The organism is Arthrobacter oryzae (genome assembly GCF_037911235.1).
Lineage (GTDB): Bacteria > Actinomycetota > Actinomycetes > Actinomycetales > Micrococcaceae > Arthrobacter > Arthrobacter oryzae_E.
Genome location: NZ_JBBLYW010000065.1, coordinates 206,104 through 231,007 on the forward strand (window position 1 = coordinate 206,104; position 24,904 = coordinate 231,007).

The following is a 24,904-nucleotide window of genomic DNA, read 5'->3' on the forward strand; positions in this document are numbered from 1 at the left end:
CTTTCGGAGTTTTCGGACGTGATTTACGTCTCAGGCAACAATGCCCATCGCTTCCCCGCCGGCCCCATAGGACTTCCGTTCATCGGTTGTAAAAGCTAGCGCCGCGGCGGCCGGGCGGTTTTCAAACCGCGCGAAATCCCGTGGGCTGCGGTCAGCAGCGCAGGGACGGTCAAGGGGACTGCGGCTTCCTGCCGCGGAACAATGGCATTGAGCGCGGCGGCGATGCCGTTGTCAGGGCCGAAGACGGGCACGGCGATGCCGGTCCACTCCGTGACGCCTATGCCCGGCAGTGCCACGTAGCCCCGCTGCCTGATTTCCGCCAGGTGCTTCCGGATGAGCGCCGGGTCTGTAATGGTCTCGGGGGTCACCCCCTCCAGCGGGCGCGAGAGCACCTCGTCCTGGACGGCAGGCGGCGAGAAAGCCAGCAGCACCAGTCCGGACGAGGCGGCGTGTATCGGCATCCGCTGGGCGATGTGGGCCGCGTTCAGGCTGGATTCCGGCGAGGACAGGCGCTCCACGTAGAGCACCGTCCCGTGGTCCAGTACCGCTAGCGTGGTGTGCTGATGCACGGCCGCCTGCACATCCTCCATGAACGGCAGCGCCAGCTCGCGAAGGTTCAGCGCACGCGACCCGCGTGCGGCCAGCTCCCACATGCGCATCCCGGAGCGCAGGTTCCCGTCCGGTAGCCGCTCAATCAGGCCGTGCAGGACCAGGTCGTCCACGAGCCGATGGGCGGTGGTCAGGGGAAGCCCCGCGCGGCGGGCGAGGCCGGAGATCGTCATGGTGGGCAGGTCCCGGTCGAACGCACTCATGAGCCGTACGACCCGGCTGATTACCGATTCCCCCGATGGTGAGTTTGCCATAGACGCCTCCGGCCGCTGCCCTAGCCCGCTACGACGCTGGCGGCGCGGTCCGTATCCCGTCCGGCTGCGAGCCTGGCGATGTCCCGGCCCGCCCGGTAGCCGAACACGAGGGCCGGTCCGATGTGCGAGCCGTAGCCCGGGTAGCCGCCGCCGAATACGCTCACCGCAGCCGCACCGACGGCCAGGAGGCCGGGGACTGCCGTTCCCTCCGTGGTGACAACTTCCGAGCGCTCGTTGACTCCGACTCCGGCGAAGGTGCCCAGGTCTCCCATCTGAATCTTCGCGGCGTAGTACGGGCCCCTGCCAACCGGGGCGAGGTTCGGATTCGGCTTGTGCTCAAGGTCGCCGCGGAAGTGGTTGTACAGCGTGGAACCGCGGCCGAACGCCGGATCCTCCCCGCGCACCGCTGCCGGGTTGAATTCGGCCACGGTGGCGTTGAGGCCCTCAGCATCGATGCCGAGCTTTCCGGCCAGGTCCGCCAGCGTGTTCCCCTTGACCAGGTATCCGGTCCGGTAGAAATAGCCACGGGGCATCGGCCAGGGCTTGGCGTACCCGATGCCGTACTTGTGCATCGTCTTCGCGTCGCCGATCACGTAGCCAAACGTCTTGTCCTCTTCCTTGTTGTGCCCGATCATTGCGCCGCCGAAGTCGTGGTAGCTTAGCGCCTCGTTTCCAAACCGCTTGCCGTGACGGTCGACGGCGATCAGGCCCGGCAGGCCGATGGCCCGCAGGTGCGGGAAGAGCCGCTCCTTGCCGTTCAGGTACTTGAACACGGTCACCGGAGCCCAGGAACCCACGCTGAACACCGAGTCATCGATGTGCCCGCCGGCACTCATCGCCAAAATTGCGGCGTCCCCGCCGTGTCCCACGGTGGGCGTGAAGTGGTCGTCTCCATCGGCATCGTGAGGGAAGTACTGCTGCCGCAGTTCCTTGTTGCCGGAGAAGCCGCCGGCGGCAAGGATGACGCCGAGACGTGCTGTCACTGTGGTGGCGTGCTCTCCCCCGAGGACAGCCCCTGTGACGGTTCCGGCGTCGTCCCGCGTCAATGCGAGGGCCGGCGAGGACTTCCACAACCGCACTCCCAGGTCATCGGCGCTCTTGACCATGCGGGTCATCAGGGCGTTGCCGTTGGATCGCAGGACGGGACGCTTGTAGCGGGCGGCGTCGGCCCACGTGCGCAGCAGCTTCTTCGCCACATAGATGAAGGATTTGACCGACTGGTTCACGTGGAAGAACTCGTTGATGTCGGGTCCGACCTGCGGCATGTAGCCGAACACGGTGTAGGAGCTCATGTAGGGCTGCATCAGGAGCCGCTTGTCCCCCAGCACGCGGGCGTCAACATCCTGCGGCAGGATGGCACGGCCGGACAGCTTCGCCCCCGGGAGGTCCATCTGGTAGTCCGGGGACTTTTCCGGGTACGTGAACTTCACTTCTGTTTCGTTTTCGAAAAAGGAGATCGCCTCAGGCACCGTATCCAGGAAGTCCCTCACGCCAGCGTCGTTGAACGTCTCCGGGGCCAGGTTCTTCAGGTACGTCTCGGCGTCTTCCCGGGTATCGCCCTGCGCCACTCCCTGCTTGTTGCCGGGGACCCACGCCCAGCCGGCGGAAATGGCCGTGGTGCCGCCAAAGTACTGTTCCTTTTCCGCAACGATCACGGTCAATCCCTGCGACGCGGCTTTCAGTGCGGCGGCCATTCCGGCGACGCCGGAGCCAATGACGAGGACATCACAGACAGTCCGGCCCGTGCTTGGCGTTTTGCTCATGGTTCTTGCCTTGGTCATAGATCCTGCTCCATTCAGTCGGCCCGCGCGCATCCTCGCGGCGGCCGGGTGGAAGGCTAAACCCCCAGTAGACCCGTCGGCACCCGCGCACGGGAGGAGGATTACCATTGAGCGGGAATCCAGAGGAGGAATAGTGGCCAATTCCACGTCGGGCGAGTCGATCATCGGCCGCTTCGTGAAAATCGTGAGCGCGTTCGACGACCGCCACACCTCCATGAGTGTCGCCGAACTCGGGCGCAGGACCGGGCTGCCCGTGACTACCACCTACCGGCTGGTCAACGATCTGCTCGGGGAACGGCTCCTCGAACGCGAGCCCGGCGGCGACATCCACATTGGTACCCGGATGTGGGAGCTCGTCTCACGGGGGTCCAAGATGCTGGGCTTGAGGGAGGCCGCCCTGCCGTTCATGGAGGACGTCCAGGCAGTGGTGCAGCACTCCACCACTCTCGGCGTCCTGGATTCGGACGAGGTGCTGTACATCGAGCGGCTTGGCTCCGACAAGACCATCGTGGACATCACCAAAATCGCCGGCAGGCTGCCGCTGCACGCAACGTCCTCGGGCCTGGTCCTGCTGGCGCACTCCCCGGCCGTCTATCAGGACAGCTTCCTTGCCCGGCCCCTGACGAAGTTCACCGAAACGACCCTCACCGAACCTTCCCAGCTGCGCCGCCACCTGGCCGAGATCAGGCAGCGCGGCTTTGCTGCCATGCCGGGCGTGATTGTGCCCGAATCCAGCGGAATCGCTGTCCCCGTCTTCGGACCGGACAATACCGTCCGCGCCGCGCTCAGCGTTGTGGTCCCGCGCAACGAGGAGAACGCGGCCGCCCGGGTTCCCGTCCTGATGGCTGCCGCCCGGGGCATCTCGAGGGCCCTTGGCTGGCGGGGCGAGCTGAAGGGCACTCTCCGCCAGAGTCACTGAACAGAGCCCCTGACGTTGCTTTTTCCGTTCATCGGTAATCATGTGGTTCCAGTCACACCTTCCCTGCGACTCTGGCTAGGACGCAGCAATGAGGCTGCAGGAGTTGCGAGGAGCACATCACATGAACACCACAGCGAACCGCGTGGCCGGTAAGACCGCCATCGTTACCGGCGGCCGCGGCGACCTGGGCAGCGCCACCGCCGCCCTACTGGCTGAACACGGCGCAGTGGTCGCCAGCCTGGACGTTGCCGGCATTCCGGCTGGCGCGGCTCACCCAAACATCAGCGAGTACGACGTCGACGTCACCAGCGAGGACAGCGTCGCCGACGCCATCCGCCGGGTCCGCGACGACCTTGGCACGCCGGACATCCTGGTCAACGCCGCCGGAATCATCGGACCCGCCGGAGCCTCCCACACCGCCTCGGAGACGGACTTCGACACGATCTTCAACGTCAACGTCAAGGGTGTCTGGCTGATGACCAAGCATGTGGTCCCCGGCATGATCGAAAAGGGCGCCGGCAGCATCGTCAACTTCTCCTCCATCCACGGCATCACTGGCGGACGGAACGTGCCGCTTTACCATGCGACCAAGGGCGCAGTGCGGTTGCTGAGCAAGTCCGATGCGGCGGCGTACGGCGTCCACGGCATCCGCGTGAACTCCATCCACCCAGGCTCCATGGACACCCGGATGAGCCGCCGCTCCGCCGAACAGTCCGACATCGGCGCGGAGGCCTACTACAAGCAACTGGTCGGCTCCAACCCGCTTCCCCGGCAGGGCAAGCCGGACGAGATCGCCTACGGGGTGCTGTACCTCGCCTCCGACGAATCCCGCTTCACTACCGGTTCCGAGCTCGTGATCGACGGCGGCTACACCGCCGTCTGACCCGGCCCCACGGCCGTCCCCACTTTTTTCTCCTGAAAGGCAAGGCAACACCCATGAAATTCGTCAATGGAACCGCAGCGGAAAATTACGACGTCGTCGTCGTAGGTTCCGGCGCCGGCGCCCTCACCGCGGCAGCCACGGCCGCGCGCGCCGGCAAGTCCGTCGTCGTCCTGGAAAAGAGCACCCTGCTGGGCGGGACGTCGGCCGTGTCCGGCGGCATGCTCTGGGTGGCGGACAACCACCACGCCCGCGAGGCCGGGATTGCGGATTCCAAGGAAGCGGCTGCAGAGTACGTGCGCGCCGTGGCCAGGGGACGCGGCCGCGATGAGCTGCTGGATGCGGCACTCAACTACGGCGACCGGATGCTCCGCTTCGTCGAAGAGGAATGCGGGCTGCGCTTCATCTTCCTCAACAACTTCCCCGACTACCGCCAGGACCTGCCCGGTGCCGTGGAAGGCGGCCGCACGGTGGAACCTGAGCTGTTCAACAGCAGGGAGGCCCTCGGCGGCCTCAAGGAACATGTGCGTAGCGACGGCCGTGCCCCGTTCACCATGCAGGAATACGAAAACTGGGGCGCCTTCACCAAGTTCCCCTGGGACGACCTCAACCAGCGCCAGGAAGAAGGCCTCGTGGCCAAGGGCCAGGCCCTCGTGTCCATGCTGCTCGCCAGCCTGGTCCGTGACGGTGCGGCACTCGTCACCGGAGCGCGGGGGCACCGCCTGCTCACCGACGGCGGCCGGGTCACCGGGGTGGAACTCGAATCCGGTGAGGTGTTCCACGCGAACGACGGCGTGGTCCTTGCCACCGGCGGCTTCGAATGGGACAAGGCCCTGGCCGACTCGATGCTCGCCTCCCGGCTTTACACAATGTGCTCGCCGCCCTCGAACACCGGCGACGGCCTGCGGATGGCGCAGCGGATCGGCGGCCAGACCCGCGGCACCCGGGAAGCCTGGTGGGCCCCCATGTCGGTCACCGGCGACACCCGCGACGGGCAGCCGATCGGCACCCTGCTGCGCTTCGAACGCCAGGGCCCGGGATCGATCATGGTGAACCGCCACGGCCGCCGCTTCGCCAACGAGTCGCAGAACTACAACGACCTCGCCCGGAGCCTGCAGTCCTGGGACTCCGCCGCGAACCGGACCCTCAACACTCCCGCCCACGTCATCGTCGGCCACGCCTACATGGAGCGGTACGGCATCCTGGCCCACCGCGCCGGCCAGCCCACCCCCGGCTACCTGATCGAGGCGGCAACGCTGGAGGAACTGGCGGCAAGGATCAACGTACCGGCGGAAAACCTCAGCGCAACGGTTGCGCGGTTCAACGAGTTCGCCGTCAAGGGCGAAGACCCTGACTTCGGCCGCGGTGAAAGCGCGTACGACAAGTACTGGGGCGACGAGGAGAACCTGTACCCGAACCCGTCCCTGGGTCCGCTGCAGACCGGACCGTTCTACGCCATGGAAGTGGTCAACGGCGCCTTCGGCACCAACGGCGGCGTGGCAACCGACGGGCTTGCCCGCGTCCTCGACGTCGACAGCCGGCCCATCGAGGGCCTGTTCGCCGCAGGCAACACAACTGAAAACGCCTACGCCGCAGGCTACCCGGGCGCAGGCGCCACCCTCGGGCCGATCATGACCATGGGCTACCTCGCCGGGCGCACCATCGCCGGCCAGTCACCGGAGTACCGCCCGACTGACCGGAATGAAGCAGCAGCGGAACTGGTGGGCGCCTGAGATGATCCGCCACACCGTACTCTTCAAGTTCGAACCCGACTTCCCGCCCGCCGATAAGCAGGCATGGATCGCCGGACTCAACAGGATGGCCGGGAACATCCCCGGCATGCTCAGCCTGACCCACGGACCGGACGTGCTCAACACCGAGCGCTCTTTCGACTACGCCATTGTGGCCGACTTCGAAACGGTCGAGGACATCGCGGTGTACAACACCCATCCGCTGCACGAGCCGCTCAAGGCCTACTCATTCCCCAACAGCCAGCAAATCCTCTCGGTGGACTTCCACCTCGGGGTTTCCCAGCCGGCTCCCGATAAGACACCGACGTCTTAAGGAGATCACCATGCAGTCTGCATCCGCAACACGCGGCGCACAACACGAGACCCAAGGCACCACCCCGCGCAAAACCCCGGGCAAGGCAGCCCTGGCGTCATTCCTCGGCAGCACCCTGGAGTATTACGACTTCTTCATCTACGGGACCGCCGCCGCCCTCGTGTTTCCGCACCTGTTCTTTCCCTCGGCGGACCCCGCCATCGGCCTGATCGGCGCCTTTGCCACCTTCGGCGTCGCCTACGTGGCACGCCCGGTGGGCGGCCTGGTGATGGGCCACTTCGGCGACAAGCTGGGCCGGAAGAAGATCCTGCTGCTGACCCTGGGCATCATGGGCCTGGCATCGCTCGGCATCGGGTTCCTGCCCACCTACGAACAGGTCGGCGTCCTGGCCCCGATCCTCCTGGTGGCCGGCCGGCTGGCACAGGGCTTCTCGGCCGGCGCGGAATCGGCCGGTGCCTCCACACTCACGCTGGAACACTCGCCCGAAGGCAGGCGCGGTTTCTTTACCAGCTTCGTGATGACCGGTTACGCCTCAGGTATGGTGCTGGCCACCCTGGTCTTCATTCCGGTCACGGCGCTCCCCCAGGAAGCCATGATGAGCTGGGGCTGGCGCATCCCGTTCTGGCTCTCCATCGTGGTCCTGGCCATCGCCTACTGGGTGCGGACGCACCTGGACGAAACACCGGTTTTTGAGGAGGCCCAGGAAAGCCGCAAGGTCGCCCCGATGCCCGTCAAGGAAGTGCTCAAGTTCCAGGGCCCGGATGTGCTGCGCGTTGTGGGAATGTCGATCATGTCCGTCATGCAGACCATCTTTACCGTTTTCGGCCTGGCGTACGCCACCTCCACGGCAGGCTTTGACCGGGCATCCATCCTGACCGTCAATGCCGTTGCCATCGGGCTGTCCATGTTCGCCATGCCGCTGGCGGCCAGGCTTTCGGACCGGATCGGCCGGAGGCCTGTGCTGCTCGCTGCCGCCTTCGGCTGCTCAGCAACGATCTTCCTCTACTTCCTTGCGCTGTCCTCCGGCAACATCGTCCTGGTGTTTCTGGCGGCCTTCCTGAACATGACCGTGCTGTATTCGGGGTTCAACGGCATCTGGCCCTCATTCTTCGCGGAACAGTTCGCCGCCCCGGTGCGCTACACCGGCATGGCGATGGGAAACCAGCTGGGACTGGTCCTGGCCGGCTTCGCCCCGATGATCGCCGGCCTGCTCCTGACCCCGGGCGTCACCGGCTGGGTTCCCGTGGCTGTCTTTGGCACGGTCTGCATGCTCGTCGCGGCAGCCTCGGTGTACTACTCCCGCGAGACGTTCAAGACGCCGATCGAGGAACTGGGTGCTCCCTACCTGGACGGCACCGCACGCCGCCGGGAGCTGCAAAACCTGTGACTCCCGCCGACAGCCTGGAAGCAGGCCTGATGCCGCAGCCAGATCCGGCGGCGACCGTGGAGGGAGGCGAGTTGGCATCCTCGCCGTGGGTCGGGCTGCACTATGCGACCGAAAACTATGCGACCGAAAACCATGCGGCTGACGGAACCTAGCAGCCGGTCAGGTGTCGCTTGGGCCGCTCCTGCCGGTAGTAGTAGCGGCCGGCTTCTGCGAATCCCGAGCGGGCATACAACTCCCGGGCTCCGGCATTGGCCGCCGTCACCAGCAGCCAGTAGCTGCTGACGCCCCGGACGTCACCTTCCCGGACCAAGCACCGGAGAACACGGGTGGCGTATCCGCGGCGCCGAACCTCCGGACGGGTGGCCATCGAGTACAGGCCGCCGTCCCCGCCGGGAGGAAGGGCAAGACGTCCGACGGCGGCCGGCACGCCGTCGTCGTCCCTCACCAGGGCATACAGCGACCGGCAGCCTTCAAGGATTCCGCGGGCGGTGGCGAGGGACTCCTCGCCACCGCGGCCGTCCACACTCCACCACAGCCGCAGCCATTCGTCCGACGGCTCTGCCGAAAGTTCGACGCCACTGTCAGGCGCCTCGTCCGCCGATGCGGGCGCCAAGTCCAGAGGCGCGGGTACTGCGCACGCGTCGCGGACCAGGATGAGGGTTTCGGACTGCCGGGTGAAGCCCTCCTCATCCAGGACAGCGTTCAGCGCAGCACTCCGGGAGTCGTCGAAGACCTGGAAGATCACAGGGAGCCGGCGGCTGCGGTACCAGGCACGGGCTTCCCGGAGCAAAGCCAGCCGGCTGTGGTTTGTGCCGGCAGGCTCCGAGCGGGGCCAGATTGAGTTGGCCCGCTGGGTCACACCGCCCGCCGCACGCAGCACCCAGCCGCCGGATTCCTCCCGGTCGGGAGCGGGCCAGGCGGCATCCATTGCGGCTTCAAGGTCCGGCAGGGCGGTTTCCGCCACGGCACTCCATCCTTCGTCAACGGCAAGAGGCTCCCCGGTAGTCCGGGGAGCCTCCAGTTCAGCTGTGAGCCTTAAGCCTATTTGGCGTCCGGTTCGGCCTTCTTGGCCTCGGGCTTGAAGTCGACGCCGGCTTCCTTGCGCTGCTGCGCGGTGATGGGCGCGGGAGCCTGGGTCAGCGGGTCGTAGCCGCCGCCGGACTTCGGGAAGGCGATGACGTCGCGGATAGACTCCACGCCGGCCAGCAGTGCGACAACACGGTCCCAGCCGAAAGCGATGCCGCCATGCGGCGGTGCGCCGAACTTAAAGCCTTCCAGCAGGAAGCCGAACTTCGTCTCGGCATCCGCCTTGTCCAGGCCCATGAGCTCGAACACGCGTTCCTGCACGTCACGCTCGTGGATACGGATGGAGCCGCCGCCGATTTCGTTGCCGTTGCAGACAATGTCGTAGGCATAGGACAGGGCGGACTCAGGATCCTGCTCGAACGAATCCATGAATTCCGGCTTGGGCGAAGTGAAGGCGTGGTGGACTGCTGTCCATTTGCCGGCGCCGACAGCAACGTCGCCCGAGGCCACCGCGGCTGCGGCGGGCTCGAACATCGGGGCGTCAACCACCCAGCAGAACGCCCAGTCCGAGGGGTCGATCAGTCCCGTGCGGTGACCGATTTCGACCCGGGCGGCGCCCAGGAGCGCGCGCGACGGCGTCTTCTCACCGGCAGCGAAGAAGATGCAGTCCCCGGGCTTGGCACCGACGGCGTCGGCGAGGCCGGCGCGCTCAGTGTCCGTAAGGTTCTTGGCCACGGGACCGGCCAGTTCGCCGTCTTCCTTGAAGAGGACGTAGGCGAGGCCCTTGGCACCGCGCTGCTTGGCCCATTCCTGCCAGGCGTCCAGCGCACGGCGTGCCTGCGAGGCCCCGCCGGGCATGACCACGGCACCGACGTAGGGTGCCTTGAACACGCCGAAGTTGGTGTCCTTGAAGAATTCGGTGAGTTCGGTCAGCTCCAGGCCGAAGCGGAGGTCCGGCTTGTCCGAGCCGTAGCGCGCCATGGCGTCGGCGTAGGTGATGCGCTGGATGGGCGTCGGGATCTCGACGTCGATCAGCTGCCACAGGGCTTTGACGATGCTTTCGCCGAGCGAAATGATGTCGTCCTGCTCCACGAAGCTCGCTTCGATGTCCAGCTGGGTGAATTCGGGCTGGCGGTCCGCGCGGAAGTCCTCATCGCGGTAGCAGCGCGCGATCTGGTAGTACTTCTCGAAGCCGCCCACCTGCAGGAGCTGTTTGAAAAGCTGCGGTGACTGCGGCAGGGCGTACCAGGAACCCGGTGCGAGGCGGGCGGGGACCACGAAGTCGCGGGCGCCTTCCGGCGTCGAGCGCGTCAGCGTGGGGGTCTCGATCTCCACGTAGCCGTCGCGGTGGAGCAGTTCGCGCGCCACGCGGTTCGCCTCGGAGCGCAGGCGCATGTTGCGGGCGGGGCCCGGGCGGCGCAGATCCAGGTAGCGGTGCTTGAGGCGGGCTTCCTCGCCCACTTCGACGTGCTCGTCGATCTGGAAGGGAAGCGGATCAGACGTGTTGAGGATGGTCACCTTCTCGGCGATGACCTCAATCTGGCCGGTGGCCAGGGCCGGGTTTTCGTTGCCCTCCGGACGCTGCGAAACCGTACCGATGACCTGCAGCACGTACTCATTGCGGAGCCCGTGGAAGACCTCTTCTTCGCGGACCACCACCTGGGAGACGCCTGAAGCATCGCGAAGGTCAACGAATGCCACGCCACCGTGATCACGACGCCGGCCCACCCAGCCGGCCAGGGTTACGGTTTGTCCAATGTGCTCGGAGCGAAGGGATCCGAGGTCATGTGTGCGCAGCACAGCACGCCTTTCTGAAGGAGACAGCAGGAATACAGAGATGATGTTGAATGGGACCGTTACGGGAACAGTCCCGTTCGAGTTTACCCGTTGGAGAGGCTTTCCTTCCGCCATGCAGACCCATCAACGGCTTCAGCGCCGCCTCGGAGTGTTTGACGCCACCTCCATTGGACTTGGTTCCATGCTCGGCGCCGGTGTGTTCGTCGTCTTTTCCCCGGCCGCCGCCCTTGCCGGTCCGCTGATGATTGTCTCAGTCCTGATCGCCGGCGCGATTGCCTACTGCAATGCTGTAGCGTCCGCCCAGCTGGCTGCCAAATACCCGGCCAGCGGAGGGACCTATGTTTACGGCCGCAAACAGCTGGGCGAATGGCCGGGCTTCATCGCCGGCTGGGGTTTTGTCACCGGGAAGACGGCATCGTGCGCGGCCATGGCTCTGACGTTCGGCCATTACGTGTCACCGGGCTATGCCATGCCCGTGGCCATCGCCGCCGTCGCAGTGCTCACGGCGGTCAACCTCATGGGCATCACCCGCACTGCGCTGCTGACCCGGGTCCTGCTCGGAATAGTCCTGGCCACCCTGGTCTTCGTTGCCGTCGCGGGCCTCGCCGGTCCCCATCCTGAAGCCGTGTCCCCGGCGGAAAACGCCGGCAGCGCCTGGGGAATCCTTCCGGCCGCCGGGCTGATGTTCTTCGCCTTTGCCGGCTACGCCCGGATTGCCACACTCGGTGAAGAGGTCAAGGATCCCGCCCGCACTATTCCGAGGGCAATTCTGTCCGCCCTGGCCGCTGCCTTCGTGATCTACCTGGGACTCGCCGCGCTGCTGCTCTGGCACCTGTCCCCCGGACGGCTGGCTGAATCACTGTCACCGCTGCTGGACGCCGTTGCCCTCTCAGGCTTCAGTGCGGGTGGCCCTTTTGTCCAGGCGGGAGCAGCCGCCGCCTGTCTGGGAGCCCTGCTGGCCCTCATCACCGGAGTGGGCCGCACGGCCCTGGCTATGGCCCGGGAGCGGGACCTCCCGTCCGGCCTGGCCCTGGTGCACGGCCGCCACACTGTGCCGGTCGTGGCCGAACTCTCGGTGGCTGCCGCCGTGGTGCTCCTGCTCGTCACCACTGATGTCCTCACCGTGGTGGGCTTTTCCAGTTTCGGCGTGCTGATCTACTACTCAGTGACGAATGCCGCCGCCTTCACCCTGACCGAGCGGCCTGGAAGCGCACCCCGGTGGCTGAACGCCGCGGGCTTCGCCGGCTGCCTCATCCTGGCCTTCACCCTGCCGTTGGGCTCGGTGGCGGGCATGGCGGCCGTACTGGCCGCCGGAATCGCGGGCCGGTTCCTGGTGCTGCAGTTCCGGAACCGGCCACCCAGGCCTTAGGGCCGCTCAGGCTTTGAGGATCCGGACGTGCAGGTCCTCGTCCGACGGCGTCCAGGTGGCCGGATCGGCGTCTGCCTGCTCGCCCGAGCGGATGTCCTTCACCTGGTGCCTGCCGTCGTCGTCCGTGAACCAGACGAACGGGATGCCCCGGCGATCGGCGAACTTGATCTGTTTGCCGAACTTGTCCGCCTTGGCGGCAACCTCGGTGGAGATTCCGCGGCTGCGCAGCTGGGCGGCGACGTCCTGTGCCGCGCCCCAGCTGTCATCGTTGGTCAGTGCGACGAGCACTGCCGTGGGCACTGAACGGGAGGCCTGCGCCAGTTCCTGGCTCAGGATCCTGGAGACGAGGCGCGTCACACCGATCGACAGCCCGACGCCCGGGAACTTCCGGTTTCCCTTGCTTGCCAGCGCGTCGTAGCGCCCGCCGGAGCAGATGGAGCCCAGCTGCTCATGGCCCACGAGGACGGTTTCCACCACGGTTCCGGTGTAGTAGTCGAGGCCGCGGGCGATGCTGAGGTCCGCCACCACCTTGCCGGGCGCACGCTCCGCCGCTGCGGCGATGACCTGTTCCAGCTCGTTCAGGCCCTCCTCCAGCAGCTCGTCCTTGACACCGAGGGCCCGGACCTTTTCAACGAAGGACGTATCCTCGGTGCGGATGCCCGCCAGGCCCAGGGCAGCCTGCGCCTGGTCCTCCGAGGCTCCCAGCTCGGTTTTCAGCAGCTCGGCCACCTTGGCGGGACCAATTTTCTCGAGCTTGTCGATGCTCCGCAGGACTCCCGCGGTATCCGTCAGGCCGATACCGCGGTAGAAGCCCTCAGCCAGTTTGCGGTTGTTGATGCGGAGGCGGAAGTCCGGAATCGGGAGGGCGCTCAGCGCCTCGGCGATCACCAGCGCGATTTCGACGTCGTAGCGGAAGGGCAGCTCGCCGTCGCCCACGATGTCGATATCCGCCTGGGTGAATTCGCGCGCGCGGCCCTCCTGCGGACGCTCACCGCGCCACACCTTCTGGATCTGGTAACGGCGGAACGGAAACGACAGATAGCCGGCGTTTTCCACCACGTAACGGGCGAACGGCACCGTCAGGTCGAAGTGCAGGGCCAGGGAGTGGTGTTCGCCCTTGGCGGCCCTGGATTCCTCTTCGTCCTCCTGCAGCCGGCTGAGTCCATACACCTCTTTGTCGATCTCACCCTTGCGGAGGAGCTGGCCCACCGTTTCCACTGCGCGGGTCTCGATCGAGGAGAAGCCGTGGAGCTCAAAGACGCGCCGAAGGGTGTCCAGCACATGGAGCTCCACCAGCCGCTCCTCGGGAAGCCACTCGGGGAATCCGGACAGGGAGGCGGTGCGTGCCATGGTGGATTTTCTCCTCAGGTAACAGAAGGCTGGAGTCCGCTGCCCGGTATTCCGGTTCCGCCATGTGATCAAAAGCGGCGGGTAAGGGCGGGAGTCCAGCCAGTCATGCATAAACTATGTGCGGCAGTCAGTTTATGCTTTCGGCGCCCGCAACTCTAATGGGGCGGCCCGGAACGTAGCCTGCCGCTTGCTGCCGGACACCGGACGCCGCCCTTGGCCCGTTCGGGGGCCCGGCCCGACAAACCAGGAGGACTTTTGGCGGCCAGTTCACGGAGCGCCCGCGACGCAAAGCGGCGCATCCTGCAAATGGAAGCAAAGCGCGAGCTGCGGCGGCAGCAGGAGAAGCGCCGCAAGCGCGACAATACCGTCGCAGCCGGCGCGGGCGCCGCAGCGCTGGTCCTCGCCGTCGTCCTCCAACTAACTGTCTTCTCGAGTAATCCGACGGAAGACGAATACGCGGCGGCACAGGCCGGGCTGACCAGCCCGTCAGCAACTCCAACGGCTCAGGCCACGAATGCCGCCAACATTCCCGGCCCGGAGACCGCGGCGGGAAAGGTGTTCACCGGCGAGCTCAAGCTCAACAGCGGCGCCCTCGGCGTTGAGCTGGACGGGACCAAGGCGCCGCAGGCAGCGGCAGTCTTCAAGTCCCTTGCGGACGAGAAGTACTACAACGGGATCAGCTGCCACCGGCTGACTACGGGCGAAACGTTCGGCGTCCTGCAGTGCGGCTCAAAGACCGGCGACGGCCAGGGCGACCCCGCATATACGTGGGGTCCGCTGGAGAACACGCCGGCAGACAACGCCTATCCGGCCGGCACCATCGCAGTGGCCCGTACCGGCGGCAACGCCTACGGGAACGGCACCCAGTTCTTTATCGTCTACAAAGACACGGTCATTCCACCGGATGAAGCCGGCGGGTACACGGTGGTGGGCAAGGTGACCTCCGGCCTCGATGTGGTGTCAAAGATCGCCGACGGCGGTATTAAAGCGGGCGGAAGCGCAACAGACGGCGCTCCTGTGGAACCAGTCACGATAGACTCGTTCTCTCTGAAGTAACCTGCCCCGGCCTCCACGCTGCGGGTGCAGGTATTTCCCTCCAAGCGAAAGACTTTTAGCGGTGACAGACAGTCAGAAATCCGACGAAACAGTAACAGCAGCCTCCGAAGAAGCCGAGACCGGGGTTCAGGTGGTTGACGACGCGCAGGCGGCCGGCAACGACGCAGCTCCCGAGGCAGCGGCAGAAACGCAGTCAGCAACGCCCGAATCTTCCGCTCCGGCTGCTGAGACCGCTGCTACCGAGGCTGAGGCCTCGGCCGCCGAAGCGCCCGCCGAGGAGGCCCCGGCTGCCGAGACCGCTGCTACCGAGGCTGAGGCCCCGGAAGCTGAGGCTGAGCCGCCCGCCGAGGAGGCAGCAGCTGCCGAGGCTGAGGCACCGGCTGCCGAGGAAGCGCTCGCCGCGGAGGCACCTGCCGCTCCGGCCCCGCGTCCCGCAGCGCGCCCGGCGCCCTCACCGGCCGCCTTTGCTGCCCGGCCGAAGGCCGCGTCCTCCCCTGCGGTTCCCGCCCCCGCTTCAGTCTCCTCTGCCGCCTCACTGGCCGAGGCCGCACGCTGGGGCCGGGTTGAAGGCGACGGCCACGTCTTCCTGACTATTGACGGCGCGGAACACCCCGTGGGTCAGTACCCGGACGTGAGCGACGAGGAAGCCCTCGGTTACTTCGCCCGGAAGTACGACGACGTCGTCGCCCAGATTGTCCTCCTGGAACAGCGTGTGGGCTCCAAAGCCCCGACCACCGACATGCAGAAGACCGTGACGCACCTGCGCGAGCAGCTGGCGGAACGGAACATGGTGGGCGACATCCGCGCGGCCGAAGCCCGCCTCGACACGCTGTCCACGCAGATCGCGGAACTCGAAAAGGCGGAAAAGGCTGAACACGACGCCGTCCGCGCCGCCGAGATGGCCGCCCGCGAAGCGATCGTTGCGGAAGCGGAAGAAATTTCCGGCCACGATCCCGCGCAGATCCAGTGGAAGACTTCCAGTGCCCGCATGAACGAGCTCTTCGAAAGCTGGAAGGCTGCGCAGAAGAACGGCGTGCGCCTGGGCCGCAGCAACGAGGACGCCCTCTGGAAGCGGTTCAGGGCAGCGCGGACTGTCTTCGACCGCCACCGCCGCGCCTACTTCTCACAGCTGGACAGCAACAACTCAGCAGCCAAGGCGGCGAAGGAAAAGCTGATCGCTGAAGCGGAAGCGCTGTCCTCGTCCACCGACTGGGGCTTCGCCGCGGGCGAATACCGCCGCCTGATGGACGAGTGGAAGGCCTCACCGCGGGCCAGCCGCAAGGACGACGACGCACTGTGGGCCCGCTTCCGCGCCGCCCAGGACGTCTTCTTCACCTCGCGCCAGGCAGCCAACGACGAGATCGATCAGGAGTACGGCGCCAACCTGACCGTGAAGGAAGCCCTCCTGGTCGAAGCGAACGCACTGCTGCCCATCAAGGACCTGGCCGCCGCGAAGAAGGCGCTCCAGTCCATCCGCGACCGCTGGGAGGAAGCCGGCAAGGTTCCCCGTGCGGACATGGGCCGGATCGAAGCCGGGCTCCGGAAAGTGGAGGACGCCGTCCGCCACGCCGAGGACGAAAACTGGAAGCGGTCCAACCCGGAGACCAAGGCGCGGACCAACAGCGCCCTGTCGCAGCTGGAAGCTGCCATCGCGGGGCTGAAGGAAGACCTTGCCAAGGCCGAGAAGGCGGGCGACCAGCGCAAGATCAAAGCCGCCCAGGAAGCCCTCGAGGCCCGTCAGGCGTGGCTCGACCAGATCTCACGCTCCGCCAGCGAACTTTCGTAGGCAAGTAGACGCGTAGGCTGCCACTACAGGTCCCGTCCCGGTTATCCACATAACCGGAACGGGACCTGTACGCGTTTATGGGGGCAGGAAAAGATAGCTAAATGGCTCCCCCTCCCCCGGTCCCCGCACTTACGGTCCCCGCACGTACAGTCCCCGGACCCACAGCTACCGGGACCACTGAAATCTACTCGCCCGGCCGTGTCTTCTCATGGCCGGAACTGCAGGCCATGGCCGCGGACGGCATCCTGAGCCAGCTGTATCAGCGCGGTTACGTGCTGCCCGGAACGTCCGCCACTCCACAGCTGCGGGCCCGTGCTGCATCGTTCGCCGTCCCGCCGGCCATCCGGCAGCGCGTTGTTGCCGGGCGAATGACGGCGGCCTGGATCTACGGCTGCGCCGGGGAACCGGACCGCCTGGCGCTTCTCGTGGACGCCACCCGCCGCGTCTCGAGCCTGAGGTCCACCCGCGGGTGCACCCTGCACGAAGTCAGGCTCGGCCCGTTCGATGTCGTCAGCCTGGGCGGCCTGATGGTTTCCAGCCCGCTGCGGACAGCCTTGGACATCGCCCTCCACGTGGACGCAGAGCGCGCCCTGCCGGCACTGCGGAAAATGCTGGCGAGCCCGGAGCTGGACGTCAGGCTGCGGCTGCTCATGCTTGCGGTCGAAGCCACTCCCCGCGTGCCGCACAAGAAGGCGGCCCTGGAAATACTTACCGCCCTGAAGCTTGAGCCTCGCTGACCCGGCATGGCCGGGTGCGCAGCGGTGAGCCGCCCTGGCTCAGCTGCGCCGCCGGTTGCCGGTGGTCCGGTAAACGTCGAATACTCCGTCGATACGCCGCACCGCGCTGAGCACGTGGCTCAGGTACTTTGGATCGCCCATCTCGAACGCGAATTTGGAGATGGCCACCCGGTCAGTCGACGTGTGGACACTGGCAGCCAGGATGTTGACGTGGTTTTCGGAGAGGATCCTGGTGACGTCGGACAGCAGCGACTTCCGGTCCAGCGCCTCCACCTGGATTTCCACGAGGAAGACGCTGGACTGGGTAGGCGCCCAGTCCACCTCCACGATTCGGTCCGGCTGGTCCTTCAGGTCTGAGATGTTGGTGCAGTCCGTCCGGTGCACCGACACTCCGGAGCCCCTCGTCACAAACCCCAGAATGGGATCCGGCGGTACCGGCGTGCAGCAGCGCGCAAGTTTGACCCACACGTCCCCCACGCCGCGGACGATCACGCCGGAGTCGGAGTACTTCGTCTTGCTGACCTGTGTGGGGATGCTGACCTCGGTCAGGTCATCTTCCGGGCCCTCATTGCCGCCGAGGGTTTCAACAAGCCGTTCCATCACGGATTGGGCCGAGGTGTGTCCGTCGCCCACTCCCGCGTAGAGGCCGGAGATGTCCACGTACTTGAAGTGCTCGGCCACCTCTGCCAGGGCGTCGTGCGTCATCAACCGCTGCAGGGGAAGGTTCTGCTTGCGCATGGCCTTCGTCAGCAGTTCCTTGCCGCGGTCGATTGCCTCTTCGCGGCGTTCCTTGCTGAACCACTGCCGGATCTTGTTCCGGGCGCGGGCGCTCTTGACGAAGTGCTGCCAGTCCTGGCTGGGGCCGGCGCCCTCGGCCTTGGAGGTGAAAATTTCCACCCAGTCGCCGTGGTTCAGCTCGCTGTTGAGGGGAACGAGCTTGCCGTTAACCCTGGCACCGATGGTCCGGTGGCCCACTTCGGTGTGGACAGCGTAGGCGAAGTCCACCGGCGTCGATCCGGCCGGGAGAGCCATGACCTCACCCTTGGGCGTGAACACAAACACCTCGCGGGCGTTGATCTCGAAGCGCAGGGAGTCCAGGAACTCGCCGGGATCGGACGTTTCCTGCTGCCAGTCGACCAGCGACCGCAGCCAGCCCATGTCGCCGTCACGGGGACTTCCGGGGCCTGCGGCCGTCCGGTTGGGCTGGTCCTTGTACTTCCAGTGCGCCGCCACACCATATTCAGCACGGCGGTGCATCTCGTGGGTGCGGATCTGGATCTCCACCGGCTTGCCGCCCGGACCGATGACCGTGGTGTGCAGGGACTGGTACATGTTGAACTTCGGCATCGCGATGTAGTCCTTGAAGCGCCCCGGAAGTGGGTTCCAGCGCGAATGCAGCGTGCCAAGGGCTGCATAACAGTCACGGACGGAGTCCACCAGGACCCGGACACCCATGAGGTCGTTGATGTCGTCGAAGTCCTTGTCGCGGACAATCATCTTCTGGTAGATCGAGTAGTAATGCTTCGGCCGGCCCGTGATGGTGGCCTTGATCTTCGCCGTCCGGAGATCTTCGGTGATCTGGTTCCGGATGACGCTGAGGCTTTTTTCACGCTCCGGGGTGCGGTCCCCCACCATGCGCACGATTTCTTCATACACCTTCGGGTACAGCGCCGCGAAGGACAGGTCCTCAAGTTCCCACTTGATGGTGTTCATGCCGAGCCGGTGTGCCAGCGGAGCGAAGATTTCCAGCGTTTCGCGGGCTTTGCGGGCCGAGGACTCCGCCGAAACGAACCGCCACGTGCGGGCATTGTGCAGCCGGTCGGCCAGCTTGATCATCAGCACGCGGATGTCCTTGGCCATCGCAACAACCATCTTGCGGACCGTTTCGGACTGCGCCGCTTCGCCGAAGCTCACCTTGTCCAGCTTGGTGACGCCGTCAACGAGCATGGCCACCTCGGGGCCAAAGTCCCGTTTGAGGTCGGCGAGGGTGTAGGGCGTATCTTCAACGGTGTCGTGCAGGAGCGCGGCCGCCAGCGTGGTGCCGCTCAGCCCCAGTTCGGCCAGGATGGTGGCCACTGCGACGGGGTGCGTGATGTACGGATCCCCGCTCTTGCGTTTCTGTCCCCGGTGGCTTTGTTCGGCCACGACGAAAGCCCGCTGGATGAGGTCGAAATCCTCTTTGGGATTGTTGGCACGGACGGTGCGGAGCAGCGGCTCAAGGATCGGGGAATACGTGGCCGTTCCGCGGCCGGTCAGCCGGGCGAGCCTGGACCGGGTGCGTTCGCGGCGTCCGGGAAAGGTAGGCCGGAACCCGGAACTGTCAACCGGCACGCCTGCGTCCGGGCGCCCGGACGCGACTAATCCGGTCTGCGGACCCTGGCCCGGACCTTCCCCACCGTCGGCCGTTGGCGCCGACGTCGAACGTTCTTCCAATGAAGCACCCCTCACGACCCGTTAATTATCCCAGTCTATTCCCGCGGCAGGGCACTTCCGTAACCGGAACGCAGATGCGAAGGGCCGGGCACCGTCATGGATGACGGTGCCCGGCCCTTTACGGCCGAACAGTTCAGGCTGTTGCGGTCTCCGGCGCTGCAGTTTCCTTCGCGGCCGATTCTGCCCGACGGCGTGCTACCCGCTCGGCCTGCTTGACCAGCGGAGGTTCACTCTGGCGCAACCAGGCGTATAGCGGGGCCGCGATGAAGATCGTCGCCGCGGTACCGATCAGGATGCCCACGAAGAGTGCCAGCGAAAGATCCCGCAGAGTGCCGGCACCCAGCAGGCCGGCACCAATGAACAGGATGGCACCCACGGGGAGGATGGCCACCATCATGGTGTTGATGGACCGGACTAGCGTCTGGTTGACGGCAAGGTTGACCTCTTCCGCAAAAGTGCGCCGGGTGGAGGCATCGAGGTCGGCGGTGTTCTCACGGATCTTGTCGAAGACCACCACCGTGTCGTACAGCGAGTAGCTGAGCACCGTCAGGAAGCCGATAATGGCGGACGGCGTGACTTCGAAGTCGCTGAGGGCGTAGACGCCGGCAGTGACGAACATGGTCACGAGCATGCCCGCCAGCGCTGAAAGCGACATTTTCCAAGTGCGGAAGTACAGAGCCATCAGGACCGCTGCGATGACCACAAAGATAACCAGGCCCAGGAGGGCCTGCTTGGTGACGTCAGCACCCCAGGTGGGACCCACGAACGTGGACGTCACCTCGTTGTCCGTGACGCCGTAAGCGCTGGTCAGCCCCTCCTTGATCCGGAGGGTTTCGTCATCGGTGAGCTTGTCCGTCTGGATCCGCATGGTGCTGCCGGCAACGTTGGCCACGCGCGGAATGCTGCCCTCCACCACGTCCTGGACGGCTTTCTCGCCGAGGGCCGCTTCCGTCGTCTTCACGTTGGAAACAGTGAATTCGGACCCGCCCCGGAACTCGATGCCGAGGTTGAATCCGCCCTTGGCCACCGGGAGGAGGATGGACAGCGCCACGGCGACGGCCGCGATCACGAACCAGATCTTCTTGGAACTGACGAAGTTGTACGAGCGCTTGCCCGTGTAGAGCTCATTACCGAACGTGGCAAAATTCGTGGTCATTTACTTGCCCTCCTTGGACGTGCTCTTGGAGGAACCGGCAAGCTGCTCCTGCTTTTCCGCCAGGCGGCGTTCTGCAATGGTCATCCGGCGCTCGGCTTCAGCTGCCGCGCCGGTGTTCTTGGCGCGCACCACCCCCGGCTTCTCGTCCGGCGTGCGGAGCCTGCCCGCCCCGCGGTAGAGCGGCACGGCGCCGAGGCGCTTCGGGTCAAGGCCGGAGAACCGGTGGCCCTCGCCGAAGAACTTGGTGCGGGCCAGGAGCTGCAGGGTCGGGTGGGTGAACATGAACACGACGATGAGGTCGGCGATGGCCGTCAGACCCAAGGTGAAGGCAAAGCCGCGGACGTTGCCGACGGCGACGAAGTAGAGCACCAGGGCTGCAAGCAGGTTCACTGCCTTGGACGCCAGGACGGTGCGCTTGGCACGCTTCCAGCCGTTCTCCACGGCGGAGACCAGTCCGCGGCCTTCCCGAAGTTCATCGCGGATTCGTTCGAAGTACACGATGAACGAGTCGGCAGTCTGGCCGATGGCGACGATGAGGCCGGCCACACCGGCGAGTGACAGGCGGTAGTTTTCAGTCCAGCCCAGGATGGCAATCGCGAGATAGGTCAGCGCTCCGGCTACCACAAGGGAGAAAATGGTGACGAATCCCAGCGCCCGGTATTGGAAGAGGGAGTAGACCACCACCAGGAGCAGGCCGATCACGCCTGCAAGCAGGCCCATCTTGAGCTGCTCGCCGCCCAGTGTTGCGGATATCTGCTGTTCGCTCTGGATCTCGAAGCTGATGGGGAGTGCACCGAAGCGCAGCTGGTCCGACAACGCCTTTGCGGACTGCTCGGTGAACCCACCGGTGATCTGCGGACGGCCGTCCGTGATCACCGCGAGCGACCGCGGGGCTGAGATGACCTGGTCATCGAGGACAATGGCGAACTGTGCCTTCGGATCGGAACCCGATTCACCGCCGGCGGCAACGAAGAACTGGTACAGCCGTTCGGTGACTTCCTTGAACTTGGCGGTGCCTGCCTCGTCGAACTGGATGTTCACGGCCCATTCGTTGGTGACGGCACCCTGTGCACCCTGCTGCAGCTGGAACGAGGAGGACTTGATGTTGGAGCCCTTGACTTCCACCGGACCCAGAATGTACTTGATGGCCGGGGACGTGGCCGTCGCGGGTTCACATGTCACCAGCGGCTTGGCGGGGTCCGAACGCTCCTGCTTGTCCTGCGACGGGTTGTCGCAGTCAAGGGTCTCGAACTTCTTGTACACCTCGGCCGTGACCCAGTTGACGTCGCTGCTGTTGGTCGGCTCGGCCGTCGGCTTGGGCAGCTGGTCGTCCGGGGTCAGTGATTCCGTAGGCACTGCGGCCCCGGGGCCGGCCTGGAGCACCGGGCGGAAGTTCATGTCGGCCGAGGCCTGGATGAGGGCGCGGGTCTCCTTGGAAGGAGTACCGGGAAGGCTTACCACCACGTTGCGGCCGGACTGCGTGCTGATTTCGGCTTCCGCCACGCCTGAGCCGTCCACGCGCTGGCGAATGATCGCAACGGCCTGGTTGAGCTGATCCTCGTTGATGTCCGAACCGCCCTCGACCTTGGGCGCCAGGATCATCTGGGTTCCGCCTTCAAGGTCAAGTGCAAGCTTTGGTGCCCAGCTGGCCTGGCCGGAAATGGAGCCGCCGGCGAGCACGGCAGTCATGACGGCGAGGATAACGCCGAGCCAGACCAGCACCCTGAGTGCTGAGTTTTTGGGGCCAGTACGTGCCATTGTCGATCTTTCTATTGTTTACGGAGGAGCCGCCGGGGTGAGCTTGGCTCACACACCGGCGGCAGCCCGCGGCCGTCGTTCGTTCTACTTAGCGGGACTTGGCGGAAACGCCAGACTAGCTGTCTTTCTTGCCTTCGTCGTTGAGACGCTTCAGCGATTCTTCGGGCGTCTCGTTAACGGTGTCAGTGCGCACAGCCTCGGTGCGGTTGACGGCGTCGGTACGGTCGGCGTCGTGCCCGGTCAGGGACGAGGCGTCATCCGGAACAACGGTGGGCTCGGCGGTGACAGCAGCCGGCTCAACGATCTTGGTGACGGCCTGGCGGTGCACGGTGGCGAGGTTGCCCGGCGAGAGTTCGATAACGACCTTGTTTTCGTCCTCATCGATGGAGACGATGCGCCCGAAGAGGCCGAAGCTGGTCATGACCTCCACACCCGGAGCGAACTGCGACTGGAGTGTTGCCTGCTGCTGCTGAGTCTTCTTGTTGCGGCGGAACATCATGAAGATGAAGATCCCGAGCATCACGAAGAGCAGGATAGTCATGATGTCGATGCCGCCGCCGGCCTGCGGCTGGGCCTGGGCAGTAATGTGTCCGAACACAGGAAGTTTCCGTTCTGTACTTGCGTAGCTGGTTTACAGCAACGTCGGCTTCATTTCGGCCCGCCTGGCAGGAAATTCATGCCCGGCCTCGGCGGCCGGAGCCGCCCACAGAAACAAAGGCCCGAACGTGCCGAGCGTCATCCCAGTCTAAAGGGAAAGTCAGCCGGACGCCGCTATTGGCCGTTCGGAAGCCACTCCGCCACCGGCTCGACGCCGAGGTCTTCCGCTTCGAACAGCGCCAGTGCCTCCTGTCCGAACACTCCGTCCGGAACCGCATACCCCAGGTGCGTCCAGGCGGGAGCCATGGCGATCCGGCCACGGGGCGTTCGCCCCAGCAGCCCCTCGCGGACAAGGTACGGCTCCGCTACGGTTTCCACGGTTTCCGGTTCCTCGCCCACGGCAATGGCCAGGGTGGACAGTCCCACGGGCCCGCCGCCGAATTTGGTGATCAGCGCTTCGAGGACGGAACGGTCCAGCCGGTCGAGGCCCCGCTTGTCCACTTCGTACATGTCCAGTGCGGCGGAGGCCGCCCGCGCATCGATTTGTTCGATGCCGTGGACCAGTGCCCAGTCACGGACGCGGCGGAGGAGGCGGTTCGCAATGCGGGGCGTGCCCCGGGACCGGCCCGCGATTTCGCTGAACCCCGCCGAGTTGACCTTGAGGTCCAGCAGTCCGGCAGACCGCCTCAGGACGAGCTCCAGTTCCTCAACGGAGTAGAACTCCAAGTGCCCCGTGAAGCCGAACCTGTCCCGCAGCGGGCCGGGAAGAAGCCCTGCACGCGTGGTGGCGCCGACGAGCGTAAACGGCGGCAGCTCGAGGGGAATTGCCGTAGCTCCCGCGCCCTTGCCCACCACGATGTCCACCCGGAAATCCTCCATGGCCATGTACAGCATTTCCTCTGCCGGCCGGGACATCCGGTGGATTTCATCAAGGAAAAGGACTTCACCCTCGGACAGGGAGGAAAGGATGGCGGCGAGGTCGCCGGCGTGCTGGATGGCCGGACCGCTGCTGATCCGCAGCGGAGCATTCATCTCCGCCGCAATGATCATGGACAAGGTGGTCTTGCCGAGGCCCGGCGGGCCGGAGAGCAGCACATGGTCGGCGCTGCGTCCGCGCATCCGCGATGCCTCCAACACCAGTGAAAGCTGTTTGCGGACCCGGTGCTGGCCCACGAAGTCGTGCAGGTTCTTGGGCCGGAGGGCCGCCTCGATAACCCGTTCCTCCGGTTCCTCTCCCCCGCCGACCAGGGAGGGCTCAGCCACGGGTGCCTACCCTGTTGCCCGCGCGTGCGCCGTCCTGGCCAAGCCAGCGCAGCGTGGCCCGAAGGATTTCGGCCACCTGGCCGTCCGCTTCGAGTTCGGGGGAATCCGAGAGTGCTTTGTCGATGCTTGCGGTGGCGTCCTTTTCGGACCAGCCGAGGCTCGTCATGGCTGCCACCACCTGCGGCTTCCACGGCGCGGGGGCAGCTGCTGCGGGCGCTGCCGCCGTACCGGTCCCGTGCGGCACCAGTTTCCCTGCAAGCTCAAGGACAATCCTGCCCGCAACCTTGGGGCCGATGCCGGGAACTTTCGTAAAGGCCTTGCCGTCACCGGTGTGCGCCGCAACGCGGATCGCCTCGGGGTCGTGGACGGCCAGCACAGCCAGGGCCAGCCGTGGCCCCACGCCGCTCACGCTGAGCAGGACATCGAAGACCTCGCGTTCGTCGTCGCTGGAGAATCCAAACAGCGTCAGGGAATCCTCGCGCACAATGAGGGACGTGAAGAGTTTGCCTTCTTCGCCGGCGCGCAGCCCGCTGAGCGTCTGGGGCGTGGCGTTTACGCTCATGCCGGCACCGTTGAGGTCGATCACGGCGGAGGACAATCCGACGTGCGCTACGGTTCCGCGGAGAAAACTGATCAAGGCCGGGCTCCTGGGGTTACAGCGAAAATACAGCCGGAACAAAGA

20 protein-coding genes are annotated in these 24,904 nt (G+C 65.7%); 9 read left to right on the forward strand and 11 right to left on the reverse strand.

The features are described from left to right. Positions 1-95: 95 nt before the first annotated feature. On the reverse strand, positions 96-863 hold the full coding sequence (locus WMN78_RS17895; RefSeq protein ID WP_340535082.1) for an IclR family transcriptional regulator: 768 nt from the start codon (positions 861-863) through the stop codon (positions 96-98). Positions 864-883: 20 nt separating this feature from the next. Next, positions 884-2,626, reverse strand: a complete 1,743-nt coding sequence (locus tag WMN78_RS17900) for an FAD-dependent oxidoreductase (protein ID WP_340535083.1) — start codon at positions 2,624-2,626, stop codon at positions 884-886. Between the two features lie 151 nt (positions 2,627-2,777). On the opposite strand from WMN78_RS17900, the gene WMN78_RS17905 reads away from it, so the two are divergent. From WMN78_RS17905 to WMN78_RS17925, 5 genes are all read left to right on the forward strand, one after another. Beyond that, positions 2,778-3,563, forward strand: a complete 786-nt coding sequence (locus WMN78_RS17905) for an IclR family transcriptional regulator (RefSeq protein ID WP_340535084.1) — start codon at positions 2,778-2,780, stop codon at positions 3,561-3,563. A gap of 121 nt (positions 3,564-3,684) precedes the next feature. Continuing rightward, positions 3,685-4,446 (forward strand): SDR family NAD(P)-dependent oxidoreductase, encoded by a 762-nt coding sequence (locus WMN78_RS17910; RefSeq protein ID WP_340535085.1) that lies wholly within the window; start codon positions 3,685-3,687, stop codon positions 4,444-4,446. A 53-nt stretch (positions 4,447-4,499) separates the two neighbouring features. Next, positions 4,500-6,176 carry an FAD-dependent oxidoreductase gene (locus WMN78_RS17915; protein ID WP_340535086.1) on the forward strand — a complete coding sequence of 559 codons (1,677 nt, stop codon included), beginning with the start codon at positions 4,500-4,502 and terminating at the stop codon, positions 6,174-6,176. Further along, on the forward strand, positions 6,145-6,507 hold the full coding sequence (locus WMN78_RS17920) for a Dabb family protein (RefSeq protein WP_340535087.1): 363 nt from the start codon (positions 6,145-6,147) through the stop codon (positions 6,505-6,507). Before WMN78_RS17915 ends, WMN78_RS17920 begins: the two co-directional genes overlap by 32 nt. Before the next feature lie 10 nt (positions 6,508-6,517). Beyond that, positions 6,518-7,894: an MFS transporter gene (locus WMN78_RS17925; protein ID WP_340535088.1), complete on the forward strand. Its 1,377-nt coding sequence runs from the start codon at positions 6,518-6,520 to the stop codon at positions 7,892-7,894. Between the two features lie 148 nt (positions 7,895-8,042). On the opposite strand, the gene WMN78_RS17930 is transcribed toward WMN78_RS17925, so the two are convergent. Together WMN78_RS17930 and aspS are read right to left on the reverse strand one after the other, a co-directional pair. Further along, positions 8,043-8,822, reverse strand: a complete 780-nt coding sequence (locus tag WMN78_RS17930; protein ID WP_425341176.1) for a GNAT family N-acetyltransferase — start codon at positions 8,820-8,822, stop codon at positions 8,043-8,045. A gap of 113 nt (positions 8,823-8,935) precedes the next feature. After that, the gene (gene aspS / locus WMN78_RS17935) at positions 8,936-10,720 is read right to left on the reverse strand and encodes an aspartate--tRNA ligase (RefSeq protein ID WP_340535090.1); all 1,785 of its coding nucleotides are present in this window, start codon (positions 10,718-10,720) and stop codon (positions 8,936-8,938) included. A gap of 109 nt (positions 10,721-10,829) precedes the next feature. Between aspS and WMN78_RS17940 the strand changes: the two genes are divergently transcribed. Continuing rightward, entirely contained in the window at positions 10,830-12,086 is a 1,257-nt protein-coding gene (locus tag WMN78_RS17940) for an APC family permease (protein WP_340535091.1), read from the forward strand. A gap of 6 nt (positions 12,087-12,092) precedes the next feature. Here the strand turns inward: WMN78_RS17940 and hisS are convergent, their stop codons facing one another. Continuing rightward, a complete protein-coding gene (hisS, locus tag WMN78_RS17945; protein WP_340535092.1) occupies positions 12,093-13,436 on the reverse strand; it encodes a histidine--tRNA ligase in 1,344 nt (447 codons plus the stop codon). A gap of 255 nt (positions 13,437-13,691) precedes the next feature. Here hisS and WMN78_RS17950 point away from each other — a divergent pair, with 255 nt between their 5' ends. The 3 genes from WMN78_RS17950 (at position 13,692) to WMN78_RS17960 (ending at position 17,015) form a co-directional block, all read left to right on the forward strand. Further along, positions 13,692-14,492: a peptidylprolyl isomerase gene (locus WMN78_RS17950; RefSeq protein ID WP_340535093.1), complete on the forward strand. Its 801-nt coding sequence runs from the start codon at positions 13,692-13,694 to the stop codon at positions 14,490-14,492. A 61-nt stretch (positions 14,493-14,553) separates the two neighbouring features. Next, the gene (locus tag WMN78_RS17955) at positions 14,554-16,278 is read left to right on the forward strand and encodes a DUF349 domain-containing protein (protein ID WP_340535094.1); all 1,725 of its coding nucleotides are present in this window, start codon (positions 14,554-14,556) and stop codon (positions 16,276-16,278) included. Between the two features lie 101 nt (positions 16,279-16,379). After that, a complete protein-coding gene (locus WMN78_RS17960; RefSeq protein ID WP_340535095.1) occupies positions 16,380-17,015 on the forward strand; it encodes a hypothetical protein in 636 nt (211 codons plus the stop codon). Positions 17,016-17,054: 39 nt separating this feature from the next. Here WMN78_RS17960 and WMN78_RS17965 read toward each other — a convergent pair whose 3' ends face one another. The 6 genes from WMN78_RS17965 to ruvA form a co-directional block, all read right to left on the reverse strand. Beyond that, positions 17,055-19,448: a bifunctional (p)ppGpp synthetase/guanosine-3',5'-bis(diphosphate) 3'-pyrophosphohydrolase gene (locus WMN78_RS17965; RefSeq protein ID WP_340535096.1), complete on the reverse strand. Its 2,394-nt coding sequence runs from the start codon at positions 19,446-19,448 to the stop codon at positions 17,055-17,057. Between the two features lie 133 nt (positions 19,449-19,581). Further along, complete coding sequence (gene secF, locus WMN78_RS17970; protein WP_340535097.1) at positions 19,582-20,604, reverse strand: protein translocase subunit SecF; 1,023 nt, start codon at positions 20,602-20,604, stop codon at positions 19,582-19,584. Next, positions 20,605-22,362: a protein translocase subunit SecD gene (gene secD, locus WMN78_RS17975; protein ID WP_340535098.1), complete on the reverse strand. Its 1,758-nt coding sequence runs from the start codon at positions 22,360-22,362 to the stop codon at positions 20,605-20,607. It abuts the gene before it with no gap. A gap of 115 nt (positions 22,363-22,477) precedes the next feature. Then, on the reverse strand, positions 22,478-22,903 hold the full coding sequence (yajC, locus tag WMN78_RS17980) for a preprotein translocase subunit YajC (RefSeq protein ID WP_340535300.1): 426 nt from the start codon (positions 22,901-22,903) through the stop codon (positions 22,478-22,480). A gap of 230 nt (positions 22,904-23,133) precedes the next feature. Continuing rightward, entirely contained in the window at positions 23,134-24,222 is a 1,089-nt protein-coding gene (ruvB, locus tag WMN78_RS17985) for a Holliday junction branch migration DNA helicase RuvB (RefSeq protein ID WP_340535099.1), read from the reverse strand. After that, a complete protein-coding gene (ruvA, locus tag WMN78_RS17990) occupies positions 24,215-24,859 on the reverse strand; it encodes a Holliday junction branch migration protein RuvA (protein WP_340535100.1) in 645 nt (214 codons plus the stop codon). The genes ruvB and ruvA overlap by 8 nt, the downstream gene beginning before the upstream one ends. Positions 24,860-24,904: the final 45 nt, after the last annotated feature.

What these genes read in the sequence shown, in the direction of transcription:
- WMN78_RS17930 (WP_425341176.1), bottom strand. Translation starts at nt 8,822, where the DNA reads ATGGATGCCGCCTGGCCCGCTCCCGACCGGGAGGAATCCGGCGGCTGG.
- yajC (WP_340535300.1), bottom strand. Translation starts at nt 22,903, where the DNA reads ATGACTATCCTGCTCTTCGTGATGCTCGGGATCTTCATCTTCATGATG.
- secF (WP_340535097.1), bottom strand. Translation starts at nt 20,604, where the DNA reads ATGACCACGAATTTTGCCACGTTCGGTAATGAGCTCTACACGGGCAAG.
- WMN78_RS17900 (WP_340535083.1), bottom strand. Translation starts at nt 2,626, where the DNA reads ATGAGCAAAACGCCAAGCACGGGCCGGACTGTCTGTGATGTCCTCGTC.
- WMN78_RS17940 (WP_340535091.1), top strand. Translation starts at nt 10,830, where the DNA reads ATGCAGACCCATCAACGGCTTCAGCGCCGCCTCGGAGTGTTTGACGCC.
- WMN78_RS17915 (WP_340535086.1), top strand. Translation starts at nt 4,500, where the DNA reads ATGAAATTCGTCAATGGAACCGCAGCGGAAAATTACGACGTCGTCGTC.
- hisS (WP_340535092.1), bottom strand. Translation starts at nt 13,436, where the DNA reads ATGGCACGCACCGCCTCCCTGTCCGGATTCCCCGAGTGGCTTCCCGAG.
- WMN78_RS17910 (WP_340535085.1), top strand. Translation starts at nt 3,685, where the DNA reads ATGAACACCACAGCGAACCGCGTGGCCGGTAAGACCGCCATCGTTACC.
- secD (WP_340535098.1), bottom strand. Translation starts at nt 22,362, where the DNA reads ATGGCACGTACTGGCCCCAAAAACTCAGCACTCAGGGTGCTGGTCTGG.
- WMN78_RS17925 (WP_340535088.1), top strand. Translation starts at nt 6,518, where the DNA reads ATGCAGTCTGCATCCGCAACACGCGGCGCACAACACGAGACCCAAGGC.
- WMN78_RS17920 (WP_340535087.1), top strand. Translation starts at nt 6,145, where the DNA reads ATGAAGCAGCAGCGGAACTGGTGGGCGCCTGAGATGATCCGCCACACC.
- WMN78_RS17895 (WP_340535082.1), bottom strand. Translation starts at nt 863, where the DNA reads ATGGCAAACTCACCATCGGGGGAATCGGTAATCAGCCGGGTCGTACGG.
- WMN78_RS17960 (WP_340535095.1), top strand. Translation starts at nt 16,380, where the DNA reads ATGGCTCCCCCTCCCCCGGTCCCCGCACTTACGGTCCCCGCACGTACA.